This window comes from Granulicella cerasi (genome assembly GCF_025685575.1).
In the GTDB taxonomy this organism is placed as follows: Bacteria; Acidobacteriota; Terriglobia; order Terriglobales; family Acidobacteriaceae; genus Granulicella; species Granulicella cerasi.
Genome location: NZ_JAGSYD010000001.1, coordinates 681,730 through 703,245, shown reverse-complemented (window position 1 = coordinate 703,245; position 21,516 = coordinate 681,730). Strand labels below are relative to the sequence as shown.

Below are 21,516 nucleotides of genomic sequence, written 5' to 3'. Positions count from 1 at the left end.
ACCATGTCCCTCCACGAAGCACAACAACGCATCCTCACCGCAGGCCGCAAGGCGGGCGCAGGCGTCGCGCTGCTGCTCGCGCTCTCCGCGACCGGCGCTGCTGCCCAGCAGTCCAACAACGAGACGCAGAACATCGGCCAGCAGGCGCAAGCCGAAGCGCAGACCAAGCCGGCTGCGCCTGACTACAGCCACCCCGGCGGACGCAACATCGAAGATCTGAACCTGCGCGGCACGTATCTCAAGCTGCCGCCGTTCTCCGAGATGCTCTTCGGCGAAAAGAACCCCGTGCGCCAGGCGCTCGCCAAGCAAGGCATCGGCCTCTTCGACATCGACGACAACAGCTTCTCGTACAACGTGACCGCGCCTCCCGTGCCGCTCGCGCAGCAGACCTACAACGGCCAGCGCCCCACGTGGAAGAGCTCACACTACCCGGCTTTCACATGGGATTTGCGTCAGCTCGGCATCCGCGGCGGCCAGCTCCTCATCATGGGTACCGTGCAGAAGATCAGCTGGAACGCCGGCGGGCCGAACGCAATTGAGTTCGGCAATATCAGCTACTACCAGAGCCTCTTCCACGACAAGCTGGAGTTGAAGGGCGGCTACATCGACAACGACTTCGAGTTCGTCGGTACCGCCATCGGTGGGCAGGCTTCCTCCGGCTCGCTCGGCGTCTTCGCCTCGCTGCCGTTTGAGGTCGGTATGTCCTACCTGCCGATGACGACGCCAGCCTTCAACGTGAACTACCACTGGAACAAGAACTTCTACACCAAGTTCAGCTTCCAGCGCTCGATGGACCCCAAGGGTGGCGTCGAAGAAGCACGCCGCGACACCATCGGCCTGCGCTTCAAGCCGAAGGGCGATGGCCTGCTCACCATCTACGAAGGCGGCTACCAGCATGAGTCCGACCAGACCCACTACAAGACCTGGCTGCGCGGCGGCTACATGTACAACACCACGCACTTCACCAACCTGAAGACCGGCGGCACGAGCACGAACAACTACCTGGGCTATGTGCTTGCCGATCGTCAGCTCTGGAAGGCCGACAAGGCTGTGCCCTATCGCGGCCTCTATGCGGGCTTCACCGCCATGGACGCTCCCGCAACGCAGAACTCCTACTCGCAGTACTACGAGTTGCGCGCCTACATGCTGAGCCCGTTCGCCCGCCGCCCGCAGGACATGGCGAGCATCGTGTCTTCGCACACCACCTACAGCCCCTACGCGAAGTACAACGCCATCGCCGCAGGACAGAAGTACTGGAACAGCGCGACCAGCCTGACGGGCAGCTACACCGCTCGCATGGCACGCGGCCTGTATCTCTCTCCCGGTGTCAGCTACACGAACGGTCCGCAAATCGCGCCGAAGTCCAAGAGCTCGGTGACGCTGCTGATCCAGGCAGGCATCTTCTTCTAAACCGCAACCTTCCTCCAGGCGTCCCTGCGAACCATCGCAGGGACGCTTTTCTTTTGTAGGCAAACGTGTGACATAGGACATATGCACCATGAGCATGGTTATGCGCGTCCACGATGATGCTAGGGATGCAGTCCCGTCTTTCATTCCTCCTGTTCGCCGTTCTAGCTCATCCTGTCCACGCAGAAGATGGTCATGAAGCCTGGCTTCGCTATGCCCCCCTCTCGCAGAACGTCGCGAGTCGTTACGCCACGGTGCCCACCGAGGTGTGGACGGTGCACCACACGCCGATCGAAGAGAACGCCGCGCAGGAACTCGTGAAGGGCCTCAGCTCGATGCTCGGCAAGCCCGCGCATGAAGCGGTCACCAAGCCGAGCGGCACAGCGATCATTCTCTCCGTTGCAGAGAAGAGCAGCGCACGTGCGCAGAAGCCCGGTTCGTTCCGCATCATCCGCACACCGCGCGGCTTCATGATCGAAGGTGCCGACGAGAACGGCGAACTTTATGGCGCGTTTCACTTCCTCGAGATGCTCGCCGCCGAAGAGCAGCTTCCCACCGCAGGCTTCAGCTCCTCACCCGCAGCGCCTATCCGCTGGGTAAATCAATGGGACAACCTTGATGGTTCCATCGAGCGCGGCTACGCAGGCCGCAGCATCTTCTTCGACAACGGCCACGTACGTCAGGACCTCACACGCGTCAGCGACTACGCGCGCCTGCTGGCATCGATCGGCATCAACGGCGTCACCATCAACAACGTGAACTCCGACCTCACCACATTGCAGCCGGAGATGATTCGGGAGTTCGCCCGCGTCGCCGACGCGATGCGTCCGTGGGGCATTCGCATCTCGCTCTCTGTGGATCTATCGAGTCCACAAGTCATCAGCGGCATGAAGACATTCGATCCGCTTGATCCTGATGTGGCCGCTTGGTGGAAGGCAAAGGTAGATGAGATCTATCGCGCGATTCCTGACTTCGCAGGCTTCGTTGTGAAGGCTGACAGCGAAGGCCGCGCAGGCCCATCGCAGTATCACCGCACACCGGCAGAGGCGGCGAACGTACTTGCGCGCCCGCTCGCGAAGCATGGTGGACTCGTGCTCTATCGCGGCTTCGTCTACGACCATCATCTTGACTACAACAACCTGAAGGCCGACCGCGCTCGCGCAGGCTACGACAACTTCCGCGCACTCGACGGCAAGTTTGAGCCGAACGTGGTGCTGCAGGTGAAGCACGGCCCCATCGACTTCCAGGTGCGCGAGCCGGTATCGCCGCTGCTCGCTGCAATGCGCAAGACGCCGCAGGTGGTGGAGGTTGAAACCTCGCAGGAGTACACCGGCCAGCAGCGGCAGATGGTCTACCTCGTGCCGATGTGGAAGGGAGCTCTCGACACGGACATGCGCGTCGATGGCAAGCCGTCGCCGGTGAAAGAGATCGTTGAAGGCAAGACCTTCCACCATGACCTCGGAGGCTTTGTCTCAGTCGTCAACGTCGGCCTCGACACCAACTGGCTGCATCATCCGATGGCGCTTGCGAACCTCTACGGCTACGGCAAGCTCGCGTGGAATCCTGACGCGAGCGCAGAGTCGATCGTCGACTCATGGACGCGTCTTACCTTCGGCAACGATCCGCAGGTGGTGAAGACCATCGACACGCTGCAGCTGAACTCGTGGCCGATCTACGAGCAGTACACCGGGCCGCTTGGCCTGCAGACGCTGACTGACATCACCGGCTGGCACTACGGCCCGAACCCTGCGACCGCCGATCACAACGGCTGGGGGCAGTGGATTCGCGCTGAGCACGATGGCCTTGGCATGGACCGCACCACGGCGACCGGCACAGGCTACATCGGGCAGTATCCGCCAGAGCTTGCGGCGCAGTACGAGTCGCTGAAGACGTGCCCGGATGATCTGCTCCTCTTCATGCACCACCTGCCATATACCTACAAGCTGCACAGCGGCCAGACAGTGATTCAGTATCTCTACAACGCGCACTATGACGGCGCGGCCGCGGCCGGAGAATATGCCGCACAATGGAAGACGCTCGCCGGCAAGGTCGACAACGATCGCTACGACAAGACGCTGCGGCTGTTCGAGTATCAGGCAGGTGCGGCGATCGTGTGGCGCGACGACATCACGAAGTACTTCGCGAACATCTCCGGCATCGCCGACACACAGGGCCGCGTGGGCCATTATCCGAACCGCATCGAAGCCGAAACGATGAAGAGCAACGGCTACAAAACCGTAGACGTGAAGCAAGTCGAAGCGGCATCGAACGGAAAGGCTGCCGTGTGCGAGAAGACCACATGCACCCTGGAGTCACAGCCGCATCGCGATGGCACGTATCGCATCGCGGTGCAATACTTCGACCTGTGGTCCGGCGCATCGACCTATGAGCTGCTGCTGAACGGCAAACCCTTCGCCACATGGAAGGCCGACGATCGCCTTCCCCCTGCGAAGATCGATCCGAACCTCGACGCGAATACGAGCACTCGCTTCGTGACAGCTCCGGTAAAGCTCGCTATCAACGACAAACTGACGCTGCGCGCGACCTCGGATGGCGACGAGCACGCCCCCGTCGACTACATCGAGTTCGAACCCGTCAGCGAGTAGCTTCACGCAATTCACAAAGAAGAGGGCCGCCAGAGATGACTCTGAGCGGCCTTCTTCCTTGCGCGCACACGCTTTGATGTTCGGCAAAAAGAAACGGAGGAGCGGGCTAAGCCCGGTCCTCCGTTGAGGCAAGTAGTGCGGTTGAGGTTAGAAGGTGATGTGTCCGCTGAGACGCAGCGTACGGTTCGTTGCAGCAGCGGTGATGACACCGAAGCTGCTCGGCGTGTTCACTGCGGTAGCCGGGGCGGAGAAGTTCGGCGTGTTGGTCACGTTGAAGCTCTCAGCCATGAAGTCGAGCGATATGTCCTTGTAAATCGGGAACGAGCGCTTGAGGCTGGCATCGAGGTTGAAGTAACCAGGGCCACGAACACTGCCACGGCTCGAGTTACCGAAGCGAGGAGCGGTCGAGGTTGCCGCAGTGACGTCAGCAAAGGCTGCCGGATTGATGTACTGGTAGCCGCCGTTCTGGTACTTGCGGCCCTTGAGCACGGTCGGTACACCTGCGATCCGATCAGCCACCTGCGTGCTGCCAGGGGCATTCAGGTAAGAGCTCGTCGCCGTTACCGTGAGAGGTACACCGCTGACATAGCTGAGCGCGGTGCTCACACGCCAGTTGCCCAGGATGTAACCGGCCGCGCCGTGCTGCAGGTAGGCCTGGCCCTTACCGAAGGGCAGGTTATACACCGTCCACCACTGGAAGTTGTGCTTGCGATCGTAGCCAGCAAGACCCCAGTTGCGGTTGTAGTCCGTCGGATAAGCGAAGGTGAGTCCGCTGTACGTCGAGTTGTCCGAGATGTCCATCGCCTTCGAGAAGGTATAGATCACGCCGGTCGAAGCATGCTTCGGGCTCATGCGGGTCAACTGCGTCTGCAGACCGTGATAAACCGAACCACGGAACGGCAGGATCGAATTGATGTCTGTATTGTTGGTGTTTGCACCGTATAGCGTGTTCAGCAAACGGCCCGTATTTCCGCCGTTCACCGGAGCGGCGTTGATGTTGACACTGGTGATCTGACGAACCGCGTGCGTTCCGACGTAGGCGATGTTGCCTGTGAAGGAGCGGCCGAGGTCACGCTGAACAGCAAGGTTGTAGCTCTCAATGTAGCCACGGCGGAAGTTCTGAGGAATCGTCGTGGTGGAGAGGGTGGAGATCAGCGGCAAATAACCTGCCGTGATGTCAGGGATAGCCAGAGTGGGGATACCGACCTGCGTCACGGGGCTCAGGAGACCAGTGTTGAGGCTGGTCGCCGGAACGTAGCCGCTTGCACCCACGATGTTCGTACCTACCTGCGCGGGGTAAGCCTGGAGAAGCTGACGCTGTGTGTCGGGGTCGGTCGTGATGCCGAAGCCTGCACGAACGACCGTCTTCTCGTTCGCACGGTAAGAGATACCGATACGCGGAACAATCATGCCCCAACCATTGCTAGTACCAGCATGTTGACCGATTCCGCCCTTGCCACCCACGAGAACCGTGCCTACCGTGTGCGTACCGTTGGAATCAGTGACCGTCGAGCGCAGGGTCGGATCATAACGAACCGTTCCAAAGTGATCGCCGACTGCGAGCGGGTAGTACTCATAGCGGACACCATAGTTGATGGTCAGCTTAGAGGTTGCCTGCCAGGTGTCCTGTGCGTAGAACGAGAAGGTCGACCAGCGGATCGGCTCAGGATTGAAGGTCTGAACGCTCTTCTGATAGTTCTCCGCCTGACCCAGCAGGAAGCTGGCGAAGGAGTTCACAGAGGATGCACTGCCACCGTAGGCAGCCGTTGATCCGCCGCTGAAGATGAACGAGCCACGAGGAGTCGAGTAGGATCCCGATCCAGGCTGGTTGTGGTTGATTGCAGCGTGAAGGTACTCACCACCAAAGCGAATTGCGTGATGGCCATGTGCCCACGAAGCATTCGCATTCGCGGTGTACTGATTGTCCTTGAACGTGAACGGACTACCCGTGTTCGCGTTGCCAAGGCTGGCGAAGGTGGAGAAGTAGAAGCCCGGGATACCGCCGTAGAGCGGCGAGCCGTTGTAGTTCGTGCCGGGGATCTTCAGCGTGTTCACGCCGTAATCGCCGAGCGAAAGATCGTCTGCCTGCGCAGCAAGGTTCTGACGCGTGTAGCCTGCGTTCCAGTCAGTCGAGAAGTTACTGGTAAAGGCATGCGTGAAGCCCAAACCAACGTTCTGGATGCGACCCGTCGCCTTACCAGGCTGGCCGCCATCCCACGTACCGCCACCAGGGTTCGCGCCGAAGATCTGCGGATCGGTGATGGTATTGGGCGAGTTGCTGTAGTGCCCGAAGAAACTGGTCTTCTGGGTGGGAACATACGTCAACTTGCCGTCGTAGTTCTCACGCAGAAATTTGTTTACGGCCGAACCGAAATAGTTGTTGGAAACCGCGCCCACTGTTCCGTAGTTCGGAAGTGGCAAGTTCGCCAGCATGGTGACCGCGGCCGGAGCAAAACGTGCCGAGTTGATCTGGTTGCCGGCGAAAGCCGTCTTGCCTACGCCATTAGCGTTACCTGTCGCAGGATCATATACGGTGGTGCCGGTTCCATTGAAGTTACCGTTGCGCATGTCCTGCGTCGGAACGGTTGTGACGCCGCTGATGGCCTTATTGACCGAGACGCGGTTGTAGTCCACGAAGAAGAAGAGCTTGTCCTTGAGGATCGGACCGCCGATCGAACCGCCGACTTCGTTGTAGATGTTCTTCGGCAGAGCACCGGTACGGAAGCTCCAAGCGCGCGCGTTGAACTGCGAGATGGAGTTGTACTCCCAAACGCTGCCGTGGAACTTGTTCGTACCGCTGCGCATGATGATGTTGATGGCCGAGCCACCAGCAGCGCCCTGCTCTGCGTTGAAGCTACCCGTTACAGCGTTCACCGTTTCGATAGCATCTGGCGGAGGAACGTAAGCCACGAGATACGCAAGCCACGGATATGCGTCGATCGCACCGTCGATGCGGGTCGTGTTCGTCGAGTTCGAGATACCGTTGACGTTGACCGACTGCGAACGCTGCGGATTACCACCAGCCGAGTTCTGCTCTGCCGGAGGCGTCGAACCGGGGATGAACTTGTAAAGGCTCTGGAAGTTTCGGCCTGTGCTCGAGGTCGTCGGAAGTTCCGTCATCTGCTCGGTCGAGATGTTGTAGTTCGACTCGGCGGATTCTGTCTGCAGCACCGGAGGGGCCGTGCTCACGCTGACTTCCTGCGTTGCACCACCAACCTTGAGCTGAGCGTTGATACGCGCTGAAGCATTGGCTAGTACCGGGATGTCCTTCTGCTCCGTGGTAGTGAAGCCCGTTGCCATTACGGTCACCTTGAAGGTGCCGGGGGTCAGGTCCTTGAAGCTGTAGCTGCCGTCAGCGCCTGAGGTCGTGGTATAGACCAGGCCCTTGTTGACGTCCTCGATTTTCACCGAAGCGCCGGGAATGGCCGCGCCTGAGGGATCGGTGACGATGCCGGTGATGTTGCCATAGAGCACCTGCGCGATCATGAGCGCGCTGGCGATCACAGCACCGAAGACGAAAAGCGTGGCGCGCAGAGCGCGACGCATCGTGTTGCTGAGATTCTTCATAGTGTTCTGTCCTGCTTCCGAATGTGCGACGAAAGACTTTGTAGCTTGCCGGTCCGTCATGCGTTTGGTCTCCATGCCCTTGTTGAAGGGGCCAATGGCTACGAGGCAAATTCTTTTGACAGACGGTTTCTTTCGCCGTGTGTAAGAAATCTTTCTCGAGTCGAACCGAACAATAGGGAACCGCTATAACGACTCGCATGGTACAGATGTACCAGTGCCCTGACCAGCCCCGAAAACGGGGGTAGTCGAGGCTCTTTTGGCTCGCGTATGCTGGGGCCTCGCTAACGTCTATGCCCATACTTTCGCGCATTTTCGGGGGATTGCTCTTCGCGTCGTATCTGGCCGCGATAGGTTGTCATCGCCATACGACGGCTGTCGCTGTGTTGCCGCGCACGACAGGCACGCCCCTCTGGGAGAACCTTCACCAGGGAATCGCCGAAGAAGCTGCATCGCAAAAGCTGAAAATCTATTGGAATGCGCCCGCCGATGGGGGTGCTTACAACGAGCAGATGAAGCTTTATGCGGGCCTGCAGTCGAAGAGCTATGGCGGCTTTATTTTGTCGCCAGATGAAACTCTCTCTGCACGTACGGCAGTGCTCGACACGATGGCGCGCGGCGTACCCGTGGTCGTCGTGGATGATGACCTCGGCCCCCCGCCCTCGACGTTGCTCTCGTACGTAGCCAACGACGAAGCACGCGGCACCATGCTGGCCGCGCAATACCTCGCAAGCCTACTGCATGGACATGGCACGATCGCGATCATCGGCATCATGTCTCACTCGGAAACCAACCTGACGCGTGAGCAGGACTTTGAGACTGCGCTGGCGGAGGTCGCTCCTGCTGTCCGTATTGTTGATCGCCACTTCGGTGATACAGCGCTGACGCATCAGCAGCAGATCGCGCAGGAGATCCTGCAGCGCAAGGAGCCGGTCGACGCGATCATCGCGGTCTCTGCCATGGCAACGCGCGGCGCTTACTATGCGCGTCTGGCGAACAAAGCCTCTGCAAACGTAAAGATCATCGGCTTCGATCAGGACATGCTGTTGCCGCTCGAGACCGGATACGTTGACGCTGTAGTGGCGCAGGATACAGCTGCTATCGGCAAGGCAGCTATGCATAATCTCTCGCTGCAGATGCATGACGAGCAGGCGCCGGGGCTGACGCTGATACCGCCGGTGCTGGTGACGCACAGCAACCTCGCGTGGGCCGTGGATCACGGCTTCTTTTCCATCCCCGTCTATCGCTGGAGCGGCCAATGAACCGCTATCGGCGCTTGCGATTTGTGGCCTACGATCTCGGGGCGTTGATCGCGCTGGCTGTGGCGCTTATCGCCTTCCAGCACTTTCGTGACCACACAGATCCACGCAGCGCATGGACCGCATATAGCGGCACATGGAAGCAGGACAACGCGCTGACAGTGAACTTCACAGAAGAGCGCGACGCGAAGTTTGTGCATACGAATTCGCAGGTGAGCGACTTCGTGCTCGATACAGATCTCATCGTTTCCGAGAGCGATGGCGATGCTGGTGTTATCTTCCGTTCGTCAGGCGAAGAGGTCGGCGTCGACGCTTTTCACGGTTATTACGCCGGTGTGCGCGCTGCTGATGCGACGCTGGAGTTTGGCCGAGCGGACTTCGGCTGGCAGCCGATGGCACGCGTGCTGCTGCCGCAAGACTCAGACCTCACCCATGCAGCTCATCTGAGGGTCATAGCTATCGGCTGTAACTTTGGCGTGCAGTTACGACTTGCAGATGGACGAGTCACTTCACTGGTTGCGCATGACGATAGCTGCATCGCAAGTGGTCATCTCGGCTTGCGAAGCTCGCGCACTCGCGCTTCGTGGACACCGCTGCAGGTGCAGGCGCCTGTGCGTGATGCATTCGAGCAACTTCGCACGGAAGCGCTGCACAGCGTCGACGTGCCGCAGGCTCTTCCCTATGCGCCCGACCGCACCGCGCGCTATGAAGCGGCGCTGCGCGGCGAGGCGGAGCTGCGTGTTCCGCAGGCAGGTGTTCAGCCGATCGTCAGCTTCCTGATGTTGCCGGGCGAGCATCCGAACGTGACGCTGCAAGGCTCGGTCATCTCTGTTCCACCGCTGCTGGCGATTCAGGACGACACGAACGCGCTCATCGTGCCGCACGTTGATCCCCACTCACCGCTCAAGCGTGGGGATATCGTCATCGCGCGCGGAACGCTCGTGTCGGAGCGCTTCCGCAGCAGTCTGGAGAACGCAGACATTCATGTGCTGTGGTCCGATGTTCCGCGACCACCGTTCTCTGTGACTGCGGCGCAGCTCACAAGCGGCACCTATCGTGGGCGTTACATTGATCTGGAAGGCACGCTCATCGCGAGCAACGACACGCCCGACGGCCACGAACTTCTTCTTCGCGATGGCGACCTCGTATTTCGCAGCGTGGAAGCTCCCTCGTTCAGCAGCGGCGATGCAAAGCTCGAGGCGGGCAGCAGACTGCGCGTGTATGGGCTCGCGACTTCGTTGCCGCAGTTTACGCAGGGCGTCTATCCGTTTGCCCTGGTCGCGGACCGCGCAGAAGTCGTGAGCGCACCACCGTGGTGGTCACTGCGGCACATCCTGCTCGTCTCGGCGTTGTTCCTGTTGTTGCTGCTGGCCGCGCAGTACATGCTGCATCGGCTGCAACAGTGGCAACTTGAGAGCGCTTTGCAGCAGCGCGAGCAGCTTGCGTTCGAAATGCACGACACGCTCGCGCAGAGCTTCACGGGCATCGCTTATCAACTCACCGCAGCGAAGATGGAGCGGCGCGGACCGGAGGTCGTGCAGTCGCACATTGAGCATGCGCTGGAGATGGTGCAGCATAGCCATCGCGATGCCAGTAACACCATCGCCGCGCTAAGACCGCGTTTGCGCAACGCGCCCGCGCTGCTGGAGGCGCTCGAACAGACCGCGCGCCGCATCGCCGACGGCGGCGACCTCGTGGTCGAAACAGAGATCGTCGGTCGCGTCATCATCCTCGGCGTCGCGCTTACGGACGCCTTCTTCCGCATTGGGCAGGAGGCGATCAGCAACGCGATCCATCATGGACACTGCAAGTCACTACGCCTGGTCCTCACCTTCCATAAGCGCGAGGTCGAGCTTGCCATCGAGGATGATGGCATGGGCTTCGCCGCCGATGGCACGCAGCAGGGGTTAGGCCTGATCGGCATGGCCAGTCGTGCGAGCAAGGTACGCGGCAAGCTCGTGGTGCGCTCCATGCCGAGCAAAGGCACTACGATCTGCGTGCGCGCACCGAAGCCACTGGCGGGTGGTTTGTGGCGTACGCTGGGTGATATGCTCAGGGCCGCCACCTCGAAAGAACAGCGTGGCCTCGGTCCCATCTAGAACCTTGAAGGAAGCCCTGTGAGCGCAGCGCCAGCCAACATCCGCATCTATCTCGTCGATGACCACCCGATCGTCCGCTTTGGGCTGTCGGCGTTGTTGCAGATGCAGGAGGACTTCACCATCGTTGGTTCGTCGGGCAGCGGGCAGGACGCGCTGCAGGTGCTCGCGCGCACCGTGGTCGATGTGATCCTTGTCGATCTGCGGATGCAGGGACTCTCTGGCATCGACACGCTCGAGCGGCTGCGTGAGTACCACCCGCAGGTGAAGCCGATCGTGCTTTCGAGCTTCGAGTTCGACGAAGAGATCTACTCTGCGGTGAAGGCGGGTGCCATGGGATTCCTGCATAAGGAAGCGCCGCCGGAAGACATCATGAAGGCCATTCGGCAGGTATACGCGGGCAAGCAAGCCTTTCCGCGGCGCATCGCCGAACGGCTGGATGGCAAGCGCATGACCGCTGGCCTGAGCGGTCGTGAGCGAGAGGTGCTGGAACTCGTCGCCAAGGGCCTGACGAACAAAGAGGTGGCAGCGACGCTGAACATCAGCCAGTTCACTGTGCGCAATCACATGAACCACATCGCCGAAAAGCTTGAAGTGAGCGACCGTACAGAGGCGATCTTCATCGCGCTGCAGACGGGGCTCATCACACTGAACTAAAGAAAAGCGCCGCACATTTGTGCGGCGCTTTTCCGTTGCGGAGGCAGTGAATTCTAGTGGAAGCGGAAGACGACGCCCGCGCCCAACTGCATGACGTGCTGCTTGTTGGTGTCAGCGTTCGGCAACTGCGAGTAGAGGTAGCTTGCGTCGAGCGCGCGAATTGCAAAGTGCTTCTTCACCGCAAGATCAATGCCGAAGCCTGCACGGACAGCAAGGCCGTTGGCGTCTGGCTGGGCTGCCGTGGGCGCCGGGAAGATGCTGCGGAAGCCGTTGGCCTCGCCTGCCATCGCTTCACCGTAGACCGAGACGCGGTGGCCGGTGTGCCAGCGATAGCGCGGGCCAGCCGTCCACACGACGTACGACACCGGGATACCGCTACCGCCGATCGACGCGGCATGGGTCCCCGACACCGCGATCGCCGCGCCGAGCCCGTGCCACATGGACGCACCGAACTCAGCCTTGCCACCCGTGAGCCAGAAGGGCGTATCCGTGCCCGCACTGAAGGCGCGCTGGGCGACGAAGCTGACCGCGAAGTCGAGGTCAGCTTTCTTCGGCGCTGGGGCCGTCGTCGCGGTCTGCGCCATCAGCGGCGCGGTCAGCAGCGCCATCGCCAAGGTGAGTATCGCCTTCGTTGCGGACTTCTTCAAACTCTTCTCCTCTGGTACCCGAAGGCACTTATTCCACGGTCAGCGTGACCTGCGTGGTGTGCTGTAGCGTAGCGCCGTTGGTGCCCGTTGCGGTGGAGGTCACCGTGATGGTGTAGCTCTGCGGTGCCTGCGAGAAGAAGCCCGACGAGCAACCTGTCATGCCGAGCACGCCGAGGCTACCCAGGCCGCAAAGCACAAGCAGCAGCGGACGGAAGCGTTGTCCCTTGCGGCGAGCACCGATGCCCAGCGGCAGCAGCAGAAGCGCGAAGGTTGCAGCGCCGCCGCCAAACCATCCGCGATGATGCTCGAGCGCAGCCTTCAAGGCAGGCGCCTTGACGCTCATCGTCACTGTAGCGGGACCAGAGCCCGGCGTAACGGTGGTCGGCGAGAAGGTAATGACCGAACCCGAAGGTGCGCCCGTTGCCGCGAAGGTGATCGGGTAGTTGAACGCACCGGTGACCGGTGCGACCTGCAGCGTGTAGGCCACGGTGCCGAGCGGCGGCGCGGTCTGCGTCGTCGAACCCACCGTGGTCAGCGTGTAGTCAGCAATCGTCTCGCTGATCGCGGAGGAGCTGCTCGTGGCGAAGTTCGCATCGCCCGAGTAAACCGCTGTGATCGTGTACGTACCGGCTGTGCCGAAGCTCGTCGAAAGCGCCGCGATACCCGAGTTCAGCAACGTAACCGGGCCGCCGATGGCTGCACCATTCGCGTAGAACTGCACCGTGCCCGTCGGCGTGCCGAGGCCCGCCGGAACCACCTGGGCCGTGAAGGTCACAGACTGTTGCGCGAGCACTGTAGCCTGCGAAGCCGTGACCGTGGTCGTCGTCGATGCGGGAGCGCCCGTGCCTGCGAGCAGGATCTTCTGATTGATAACGCCCGTACCGCCAAAGACGACCGAACCGCTGGCCGCGCCGGTAGCGGTCGGCAGGAAAGCTACGTTCTGCGTGCAGCTTGCGCCGGCCGCGAGTGAAGGCGTGGCTGCGCAGGTACCGCCCGTTGCGCCGATGAAGGGCCCCGTAAAGGTGATCGCGCTGACCGTGATCGCGGCGGTGCCGGTGTTCGCCAGTGTGACCGCCTGAGCCGTGCTCGCGATGCCCACAGCCTGCGAGCCAAAGGTGATCGTCGGCAACAAGCCACCGCGCACGCGCTGGTCCAGCGTATCTGCCACGGCGAGATCGCCGTTCGCATTCAATCCCACGCCACGCGGCGAGTTCAGTACCGCAGAGGTTGCGACGCCGCCGTCAGCCGCATAGCCCTGACCGCCCGTGCCTTCCACTGTCTGAATGACGCCTCCGCCAAGCTGGCGTACGCGCTGGTTATTGGTGTCTGCGATGAAGACGTTGCCGCTCGCATCGACGCTCACGCCCGTAGGCTTGGAGAGCAGAGCTGCAGTAGCCGTCGCGCCATCACCGCTGAAGTCGCCCGCGAAGGTCGGTGTGCCCGCGCCAGCGATTGTGGAGATACTGCCGGAAGCGTTGATCACGCGCACACGCTGATTGTGCGAGTCCGCGATGTAAACATTGCCCGTCGTATCGACGGCGACGCTGGTCGGCGTGTCGAGCTGAGCGCCGGTCGCGGCTGCGCCATCGCCGGTATAGCCCTGGTCACCCGTGCCCGCGATCGTCGTGATCGTGCCGGTGGAACTGATCTTGCGAACGCGCTGATTGTTGGTGTCGGCGATGTAGATGTTGCCGCCCGCGTCGACCGCCACGGAACTCGGCTGGTTGAGGGTGGCGCCGGTGGCGGCTGCGCCGTCACCGCTAAACCCCGCGACGCCCGTGCCTGCGATCGTCGTGATCGTACCGTTTGTGATCTTGCGAATGCGCTGGTTGCGGGTATCGGCGATGTAGATGTTGCCGTTCGCATCCACGGCGATGCCTTCCGGCGTATCGAGCAGCGCTGCTGTGGCTGCGCCACCGTCGCCTGCGAAACCTTCTACGCCAGTACCCGCGATGGTCGTGATCGCGCCGGTGGACTTCACTACTTCGCGAATCACATGGTTCAGCGTGTCCGCGATGTAGAGATTGCCCGCAGCGTCATACGCTACGGCTCGCGGTGCCGCTACCGTGCCCGAGGTGGCCGCGCCACCATCACCGCTGAATCCCACGCTGCCTGTACCCGCAAGCGTCGATGCCGAGCGTGCCGGCGTGACCGTGAGCTGGCCCTGTGCGAGGCCCGCAGTAGCGCCGCAGAAGCCCATGAGCACAAGACTGGCAACTCCAACCCAGCGGCGAACGCGTGAAGACATCGAGAGAGACAGCTCGGCACAGCACGGCGTTGATGCGGATGCTTGGAATTGAGCCTGCGTTTTGTTGCTCCGTTGGGACACGAGTGCTTCCTCGATGATGAAACGTTCTACCGGCGTCGGCCGGTGCTGGTGTTACTGAGGGTCAGGCAAAACATGGAGGCCGTCGGGGTATTCGACATGGCCGGTACTGTGTCGGTCTGCGGGTTTGCAAGCTTCGGCAGCGCAGCGGCACGGCGAAGGTGGTACTCCCCCGACGGGAGATTCAGTTGCGGCACCAGGAAGTGCAATTTGTAGTAACCGTTGCCTGCATCCGCGACCGCATTCTCCGCACCGAGATGCCCTGAGCTCCGCGGCGGAATCGCCTCGAGCGTGAGCTGGCTACGACCTCGCCCTGCGGAACCTTCCGCTCCAACAAGATCAAAACCAAGCTCGAAGCCGCCGATCCCGACAACGTTGTTCGCCGGAGTGAAGACCGGATTCCAGGTGAAAGAAATCAGATCGCCAGCTTCTACAGACACGCAGCTTCCCGCAGTCAACTCAACAACCTTACCTGGCCGCGGCGACCGGGCGGCCTGAGGTTCCTGAGCGGTCAGCGCTCCCGCTGCCGCCAGCAACATCGCAATCGCCACTCCATATACGCGTTTCGCCATCGATCCCACTCCCTCTTCTTGCCGGAACTAAGTGAACCCTTCGCTACTGGCAGACCAGAGACGTGGTGACGTGGACGTAGGGGACGTTGTTACTGTCGACGAACTGGAGCCCGAGCATGTCTCCCGCGGCCACGGCGAAGGGGTGGGTGGAATCGACGCAGGTGCCGTTACCGTTGGGGACATTTGCGGCGGTGCAGCTCATGCCCGTCGAGACGCCATTCTTGTAGACCGTGATCGTGATGGCGTCCGTACCAGCGGTGTAGTAGTTGTTCGTGCCCACCCGCAGAGCGGCAACCGTGCAAGGGCTGGGCGCGGGAGTTTCATTCAACACACCATTTCCGGTGTTGAGCGTCGGGAAGCTGTTGAGCGCAGTGTTCCCCGTTCCGAGGCCAGTCACCGCAACAGGCGAGATGTAATACACACCTGCCGTTGCCGGATTGTCGAACGAGGCGTGCAGCGTGAAGGCAGCCGTCGAAGCAGACGAGGAAGCCGGGAAGTTGATGATGAGTGAAGTTCCGCTGACGCTCGCCGAGCCGGTGGCATTGCCATTGGTAAAGCTCACCGTCCCCACATTGCCTGTCGCACCCTGCAATCCGGTTGGACCTGTTGGGCCGGTCGGACCTGTAACGCCGGTGGAACCCGTCGAACCCGTGACGCCCGTTGAGCCGGTGGATCCAGTCGTGCCGGTAGCTCCGGTAGCGCCGGTCAAGCCGGTGGAACCTGTAGCACCGGTGGCACCTGTAGAACCCGTAGGACCGGTCACACCCGTTGCGCCGGTGGCGCCCGTCAGACCAGTAGCGCCCGTGGAACCCGTGACGCCCGTGGCACCGGTAACACCGGGCGCGCCCGTGGAGCCGGTGGGACCCGGGAGACCGACAGCACCGGTAACTCCCGTGGCGCCGGTCGCACCTGTGGCGCCAGCCACACCCGATGTCGCTACCCAGTACGTGGAGTTCGTGCCTGGAGCCACCACGATGGTCGAAGGCGACGAAGGCGCAACGGCCAGATAAGTGCTGCCGCTATAAGCGACCACTGAACCGGCTGGATACGTGCTGAGGGGGTTGTAGGTACCTCCCGCGAAAGGCCCCGTCGCGCCGGTGACACCCGTCGCGCCTGTTGCTCCGGTAACGCCAGTTGAGCCTGTAAAACCAGTAGCGCCGGTTGCCCCTGCGATGCCTGTCACGCCAGTGGCACCCGTCACGCCGGTAGCGCCCGTTGCACCCGTGGCACCGGTAGCACCCGTGATGCCGGTGGCACCAGTGGCACCCGTAAGGCCCGTAGCGCCGGTGACACCAGTGGCACCCGTAAGGCCGGTAGCACCCGTCACGCCCGTGGCACCCGTCACGCCAGTGGCACCAGTGGCACCCGTAAGGCCGGTAGCACCCGTCACGCCCGTGGCACCCGTCACGCCGGTGGCACCTGTTGTACCCGTAAGACCCGTCACGCCCGTGACGCCCGTAGCACCCGTCACACCGGTAGCTCCCGTTGCACCCGTAAGGCCGGTCGCGCCTGCCGCACCCGTAGCGCCCGTGGCACCTGCGATGCCTGTGGCTCCTGTAGCTCCGGTGAGGCCGGTCGCACCCGTTGCACCTGCAAGGCCGGTCGCTCCGGTCGCGCCCGTCACGCCCTGAATACCTTGAATGCCCTGCGCACCCGTAGCGCCTACAGCGCCGGTGACACCCTGAATGCCCTGCGCACCCGTCGCGCCCTGGAGACCCTGCGCGCCCGTGGCGCCCTGAAGACCTTGTGCGCCCGTCGCACCTTGCGGTCCCTGAATACCCTGAATGCCCTGTGCACCGGTCGCGCCCGTAGCGCCGGTCGCACCCATGCTGACCACGGTCACGTCCAGACCTGCGCCGTGACCGGTCTGGTCATTTTCCTTGGAGTCGAAGAGGAAGCTGCCGAGCGCCGAGGTGAGCGCGATGCCGTGGTTGGAAGCCGGCGTCGTCAGCCAGCCCTGCAACAGCGAAGTCACATCGATCGTGATGTACGTGCCCGAGATGCCGGGCGTAAAGGTTGTCGCCGCCGTGCCCATGGCCGGAGCGGTCGCATAGGTCACCGCGCCTTCGGTCCAGGTGCCGGTCACCGGCGTCACCGTCACCGCGCCGGGCGTCAGGATGCGGTTGACGAAGAGCGTCACCGAGGCGCGCGAAACCTGCGCAGCCGTGATGCCGGTGGGTAGACCGGAAAGATCGAACTGCAGATAAGCCGTGTTGCCGTTGCCAACGTAGAGGTTCGACAGATAGCCGAAGTTCGTCGTCGTACGCGATGCGTTGACGTGTGCGTCCTGCGAAACAGGCAGCGAGGTCGCATGGGCGGTGGCCGCGAATCCAGCAGCGACGAGGGACAGCCCAAACACGGAACGGCAAAGGGTCTTCAACGAATGAACACGGATGTTGAACACAAAGCTCCTGCAGCTTTGCGAGCGTACGCCGGTCTCAAAAAATGGCGCAAAGTGACGGGTCGGGCTCAGCAAAGGACCGTCGTGGTGCGTCTGCCCGCAGGAACGAGACATGGACGCAGCAGCATCGCCAAGCGACACTACGGCGCGCGTGCATCAGCGCATAAACGCTGATCCTGAGACACTTGCACCTTTAGGTTCGTGCCAACAGTAAACCACCCCCTCAGGTCTGTCAAAATAATTCCTAAGTTTTCGGAGAAGAAGATTCAGATGGCATCCATGCAGAGTCCCGTAGCCACGGTGCGGGCAGTTTCCACGCGTCATCGTTGGCTTTGGTTGGTATGCCTGCTGATCGCCGTCGTCGCCGTGTATGCAAATTCGCTGCACGACGGCTTCCACTTCGACGACTCTCACACGGTGGTCGACAACGGTGCGATCCGCTCGCTGAGTAACATTCCGCGCTTCTTCACCGACACTACGACCTTCAGCGTGCTTCCGCTCAACCGCACGTATCGTCCCCTCGTTTCGACCACGCTTGCCATCGACTATGCGCTCGGGCATGGGCTGAACCCGGTGTGGTTCCACATCAGCACGCTGCTCTTCTTCCTGTTGATGGTCTACGTGCTCGTGCGCTTTCACGAAGCCGCCATGGACAGCACGGAACCCGTAGCGAACCACTTCTTCCCTGCACTGATCGCAGCGGCCTGGTTCGGGCTGCATCCGGCGATGGCGGAGACCGTGGATTACGTGATCCAGCGCGGCGACGTGTACTGCGCGCTGGGCTGCGTCGCCGCGATCGTGATCTGGTCGCGCCTGCCGCAGTGGCGACGATTCGGGCTCTACCTTTTGCCGTATGCATTCGCCATGCTCTCGAAGGCGCCCGCTGCCATCTTCCCGCTGCTGCTGCTCTTCTGGACGTACTTCTTCGAGCGCCCTGCAGAAGACGAGTTCGAAGCCGCGCGCTGGAAGCGCGGCCTCCTCGCCATCGTGCCGAGCGTTGTCGTCACCGTCGCGCTGCTGATGCTTCAGAGCGCGATGACGCCGAAGACCTTTCACCCCTCCGACATCCCGGCATCGATGTATCGGCTTACGCAGCCCTATGTGTGGCTGCGCTATACGAGTTCGCTGTTTCTACCGCTGCACCTGAACGCCGATACAGATCTGAGCGCGGTGAAGGGCCTCGATGGCGCCGCATGCGCGGGCTTGCTCTTCCTCGCCGTGCTGATCTTCCTCCTCGTGAAGACGTGGACAAAGCGCGCATGGAGACCGGTCGCCTTTGGTCTCCTCTGGTTCGTGCTGACGCAGTTGCCGACATCGCTCTATGCACTCAGCGAGCTGGAAAATGATCACCGCATGTTCTTCTCCTTCCCCGGGCTGATGCTCGCGGTGGTGTGGTGCGGGTGGCGCGCATGGGAAGGACTGCGCAGCAGCTCTGCCATGCGCACGGCCACGATCGCCGCGGTGCTGCTCGCGTTGAGCGGCTACGCCTATGGCGCGCACCTGCGCAACCAGGTGTGGCTGAACGAAGAAACGCTGTGGCGCGATGATGTGCTGAAGAGTCCGCACAACGGTCGCGGCCTGATGACCTACGGCCTGACATTGATGGCCGCGGGGAGATATCCGGAAGCGCTGGATTACTTCAACCGCGCGCTGCTGTACACGCCGAACTATCCAACGCTGGAGATCAACCTGGGCGTGGTGAACGGAGCGATGGCTGCGGCAGGAGACAGCTCGCGCGCAGGCGAAGCCGAGCGACACTTTCAGCGTGCCATCTCGCTCGCACCCAACGACGACACTACCTACGCGTTCTACGGGCGTTATCTCCTGGAGCAGAACCGCCTGAGTGAAGCGGTCGCGGCGCTGCAACATGCCATGCAGTTGAACGCCGCGCGCGGCTTCACGCGTGACTTGCTCATCCGCGCCTACGCCGCGCAGGGCGATGAAGCGAAAGCACACGCGCTCGCTGTCGATACGCTCACGGCGGTTCCCGGCGACGTCGTAGCCGCGAACGAACTCGCGCATCCCGTGCAGCTGGATGCGGCCTTCTGGATCAACCGCTCGCTTGGCGAATCACGCGCGGGTCGCTATGCGGACTCGCTGAACTCCGCGCAGAAAGCGCTCGCGCTGAACCCCCACTCGGCCGAAGCGATGAACAACATCGGCGCGGCTTACGGAGCGATGCAGCAGTGGAGTGAGGCCATTCGCTATGAGCAGCAGGCTCTCGCCGCAGACCCCAAACTGCAGATCGCGAAGAACAATCTCGCCTGGTACACGCAGCAGCAAAAGATCGCGTCGACCACACCGACTACGGCCGCAGCCTGGATCGAGAAATCACTCGCACTCTATCGAGCGAATGACTTCGCAGGCTCCATCGCAGCAGCGAAGCGGGCCCTCGCCCTCGACGCGCATTCGGCCGAGGCGTGGAACAACATCGCCGCAGGAGAAGCCAGCATGAAGCACTGGGACGCCGCGATCAACGCTGCGCAGCACGCGCTGGCCATCAACCCCGCGCTCCAGATCGCGAAAAACAACCTCGCCTGGGCAGAGTCCGAGAAGAACAAAGGAACACGATGACGTCGAACGCTCCAGAGATCGCTTTTGAATTGCGGACAGCCACCGACGAGGATGAGGAGTTTCTCGCAGCTCTCTTCCGCGAGGTGAATGCACCGCAGTACGCCGCGCTTGCACTGCCTGCTGAAGCGTTGGAACAGCTGCTCGCCATGCAGCACAAGGCGCAGGTTGTCGGCTACACCACGCAGTTTCCTCAATCCATCCACTCCATCTTGTGGGCAGGCGAAGAGCGCATCGGTCGCACGTATGTGCATCGCACGCCGGAGCGGATGCTGCTGGTGGACATCGCGCTGCGGGAGGAGTTTCGCGGTTGCGGCATCGGGTCACGCGTACTGCGAAACCTGATCGCCACAGCCGAGCGCGTGAAATTGCCCGTACAGCTGACGGTGCGCTTCGACAACCCGGCGCGACGGCTGTACGAGCGGTTCGGCTTCGTGCAGACCGGCCCGGGAGACGGCCTCAATCTGCCGATGCAATACAGCGCCGACAGAGCAGGAGCAGGCTCTAGCAAAGCGGCTGAAACGGTGGCGCAGGAAGAGCAGCCAGAGGTTACCGGAAGCAGCTCCAGCTACTTCCGCCGACGTCTCGGCCAGGTGCTGCAAACGCAGGTGCCCGGCGCAGCGCCTGTACCGCTGCGCATCGTTGCGGTCGATCCACTCGCATCAGGCTCCGCTTACCGCAACGCAGGCATCCCCCTGGGCGATAGCTTCACCGTGCAGCTTTACGGGCCGCACGAGCCCATTCTGTCCAATGACACGCATGAGTTTGTCAGCGAGGAAGGCGATGTCTTCGCGCTCTTCCTCTCACCCATTGCCGAGGTTGAAGAAGGCATCGAGTATCACATCAGCTTCAACCGCATGGGTGCTGTTTAGAACGTGGCGAGCGTGCGACGGACCGGCGAGACCTTCTGCGTGACGAAGCTGGAGAAGCTGGCGAGGCACTTGCCGGGGCCGCCGCTGGCGAGCGTGATCGCTACGCTGCCGAGCGTGCCGTTATCCACGACGTACGTACCGTCTGGAAAGGCCTGCCCTTCGACATCAAAGCTCAGCGTGAAGCTCGAAGGCTGCAACGGCGCGCGGTTTTGCGTCAGGTCTGCGCCAACAGGATAGATGCGCTTGCCCTGGTTTGCCGCAGCGACCTGTTCTGAAGTGGGCGGGTTCACCATCGTCACCTTGCGCAGGCGAATCTTGGAGTACTCATAGTTGCCGAGCGCCACCGTAAACTCTGCGTTGATCATCCCCTGAAAGAGCGAAGCGGTCATGGTGCCCTGCGTATAGGCGCCAAGGTTCGCGTTGGAAAACACCTGCTCCTGCGGCACCAGAGCGTGTATGGAGCGCGGCAGGGCAAGGCCGGTAGCGGCCGCTGCGGAGAGCGAGAGGAAATGACGACGGGTGGGCATCGGGGGTCCTG

13 protein-coding genes are annotated in these 21,516 nt (G+C 61.9%); 7 read left to right on the top strand and 6 right to left on the bottom strand.

All coding sequences use genetic code 11. The features are described 5' to 3' along the window. The first annotated feature begins 3 nt into the window (after nucleotides 1-3). Both OHL11_RS02980 and OHL11_RS02975 read left to right on the top strand, forming a co-directional pair. On the top strand, nucleotides 4-1,410 hold the full coding sequence (locus OHL11_RS02980) for a carbohydrate porin (protein ID WP_263369988.1): 1,407 nt from the start codon (nucleotides 4-6) through the stop codon (nucleotides 1,408-1,410). Nucleotides 1,411-1,535: 125 nt separating this feature from the next. Beyond that, nucleotides 1,536-4,013 (top strand): alpha-glucuronidase family glycosyl hydrolase, encoded by a 2,478-nt coding sequence (locus tag OHL11_RS02975; RefSeq protein WP_263369987.1) that lies wholly within the window; start codon nucleotides 1,536-1,538, stop codon nucleotides 4,011-4,013. Between the two features lie 147 nt (nucleotides 4,014-4,160). Here OHL11_RS02975 and OHL11_RS02970 read toward each other — a convergent pair whose 3' ends face one another. Next, nucleotides 4,161-7,580, bottom strand: a complete 3,420-nt coding sequence (locus OHL11_RS02970; protein ID WP_263369986.1) for a TonB-dependent receptor — start codon at nucleotides 7,578-7,580, stop codon at nucleotides 4,161-4,163. Nucleotides 7,581-7,870: 290 nt separating this feature from the next. Between OHL11_RS02970 and OHL11_RS02965 the strand changes: the two genes are divergently transcribed. Genes OHL11_RS02965 through OHL11_RS02955 form a run of 3 tightly spaced genes read left to right on the top strand, consistent with a single transcriptional unit; the run spans nucleotide 7,871 to nucleotide 11,589 of the window. Then, the gene (locus OHL11_RS02965) at nucleotides 7,871-8,839 is read left to right on the top strand and encodes a sugar ABC transporter substrate-binding protein (RefSeq protein WP_263369985.1); all 969 of its coding nucleotides are present in this window, start codon (nucleotides 7,871-7,873) and stop codon (nucleotides 8,837-8,839) included. Beyond that, the gene (locus OHL11_RS02960) at nucleotides 8,836-10,935 is read left to right on the top strand and encodes a sensor histidine kinase (RefSeq protein WP_263369984.1); all 2,100 of its coding nucleotides are present in this window, start codon (nucleotides 8,836-8,838) and stop codon (nucleotides 10,933-10,935) included. The genes OHL11_RS02965 and OHL11_RS02960 overlap by 4 nt, the downstream gene beginning before the upstream one ends. An 18-nt stretch (nucleotides 10,936-10,953) precedes the next feature. Further along, the gene (locus OHL11_RS02955) at nucleotides 10,954-11,589 is read left to right on the top strand and encodes a response regulator (RefSeq protein WP_263369983.1); all 636 of its coding nucleotides are present in this window, start codon (nucleotides 10,954-10,956) and stop codon (nucleotides 11,587-11,589) included. Nucleotides 11,590-11,642: 53 nt separating this feature from the next. Here OHL11_RS02955 and OHL11_RS02950 read toward each other — a convergent pair whose 3' ends face one another. The 4 genes from OHL11_RS02950 to OHL11_RS17220 form a co-directional block, all read right to left on the bottom strand. Next, nucleotides 11,643-12,236 carry an outer membrane beta-barrel protein gene (locus OHL11_RS02950; protein ID WP_263369982.1) on the bottom strand — a complete coding sequence of 198 codons (594 nt, stop codon included), beginning with the start codon at nucleotides 12,234-12,236 and terminating at the stop codon, nucleotides 11,643-11,645. A 28-nt stretch (nucleotides 12,237-12,264) separates the two neighbouring features. Beyond that, nucleotides 12,265-14,484: an NHL domain-containing protein gene (locus tag OHL11_RS02945; protein ID WP_263369981.1), complete on the bottom strand. Its 2,220-nt coding sequence runs from the start codon at nucleotides 14,482-14,484 to the stop codon at nucleotides 12,265-12,267. 107 nt (nucleotides 14,485-14,591) lie between these two features. Further along, nucleotides 14,592-15,134, bottom strand: a complete 543-nt coding sequence (locus tag OHL11_RS02940) for a hypothetical protein (protein ID WP_263369980.1) — start codon at nucleotides 15,132-15,134, stop codon at nucleotides 14,592-14,594. 43 nt (nucleotides 15,135-15,177) lie between these two features. Next, the gene (locus OHL11_RS17220; protein WP_317890614.1) at nucleotides 15,178-17,538 is read right to left on the bottom strand and encodes a DNRLRE domain-containing protein; all 2,361 of its coding nucleotides are present in this window, start codon (nucleotides 17,536-17,538) and stop codon (nucleotides 15,178-15,180) included. A 267-nt stretch (nucleotides 17,539-17,805) separates the two neighbouring features. Here OHL11_RS17220 and OHL11_RS02920 point away from each other — a divergent pair, with 267 nt between their 5' ends. Both OHL11_RS02920 and OHL11_RS02915 read left to right on the top strand, forming a co-directional pair. Continuing rightward, nucleotides 17,806-20,109: a tetratricopeptide repeat protein gene (locus tag OHL11_RS02920; RefSeq protein ID WP_263369979.1), complete on the top strand. Its 2,304-nt coding sequence runs from the start codon at nucleotides 17,806-17,808 to the stop codon at nucleotides 20,107-20,109. Then, on the top strand, nucleotides 20,106-20,978 hold the full coding sequence (locus tag OHL11_RS02915) for a GNAT family N-acetyltransferase (protein ID WP_263369978.1): 873 nt from the start codon (nucleotides 20,106-20,108) through the stop codon (nucleotides 20,976-20,978). The genes OHL11_RS02920 and OHL11_RS02915 overlap by 4 nt, the downstream gene beginning before the upstream one ends. Here the strand turns inward: OHL11_RS02915 and OHL11_RS02910 are convergent. Continuing rightward, on the bottom strand, nucleotides 20,975-21,505 hold the full coding sequence (locus tag OHL11_RS02910; protein WP_263369977.1) for a hypothetical protein: 531 nt from the start codon (nucleotides 21,503-21,505) through the stop codon (nucleotides 20,975-20,977). The two genes, OHL11_RS02915 and OHL11_RS02910, sit on opposite strands and share 4 nt — an antisense overlap. Between the last annotated feature and the right edge of the window lie 11 nt (nucleotides 21,506-21,516).

Excerpts from the sequence above, each read along its gene's own strand:
- OHL11_RS02940 (WP_263369980.1), bottom strand. The coding sequence starts at position 15,134 with ATGGCGAAACGCGTATATGGAGTGGCGATTGCGATGTTGCTGGCGGCA.
- OHL11_RS02910 (WP_263369977.1), bottom strand. The coding sequence starts at position 21,505 with ATGCCCACCCGTCGTCATTTCCTCTCGCTCTCCGCAGCGGCCGCTACC.
- OHL11_RS02945 (WP_263369981.1), bottom strand. The coding sequence starts at position 14,484 with ATGTCTTCACGCGTTCGCCGCTGGGTTGGAGTTGCCAGTCTTGTGCTC.
- OHL11_RS02920 (WP_263369979.1), top strand. The coding sequence starts at position 17,806 with ATGGCATCCATGCAGAGTCCCGTAGCCACGGTGCGGGCAGTTTCCACG.
- OHL11_RS02975 (WP_263369987.1), top strand. The coding sequence starts at position 1,536 with ATGCAGTCCCGTCTTTCATTCCTCCTGTTCGCCGTTCTAGCTCATCCT.
- OHL11_RS02965 (WP_263369985.1), top strand. The coding sequence starts at position 7,871 with ATGCCCATACTTTCGCGCATTTTCGGGGGATTGCTCTTCGCGTCGTAT.
- OHL11_RS02915 (WP_263369978.1), top strand. The coding sequence starts at position 20,106 with ATGACGTCGAACGCTCCAGAGATCGCTTTTGAATTGCGGACAGCCACC.
- OHL11_RS02980 (WP_263369988.1), top strand. The coding sequence starts at position 4 with ATGTCCCTCCACGAAGCACAACAACGCATCCTCACCGCAGGCCGCAAG.
- OHL11_RS02970 (WP_263369986.1), bottom strand. The coding sequence starts at position 7,580 with ATGAAGAATCTCAGCAACACGATGCGTCGCGCTCTGCGCGCCACGCTT.
- OHL11_RS02960 (WP_263369984.1), top strand. The coding sequence starts at position 8,836 with ATGAACCGCTATCGGCGCTTGCGATTTGTGGCCTACGATCTCGGGGCG.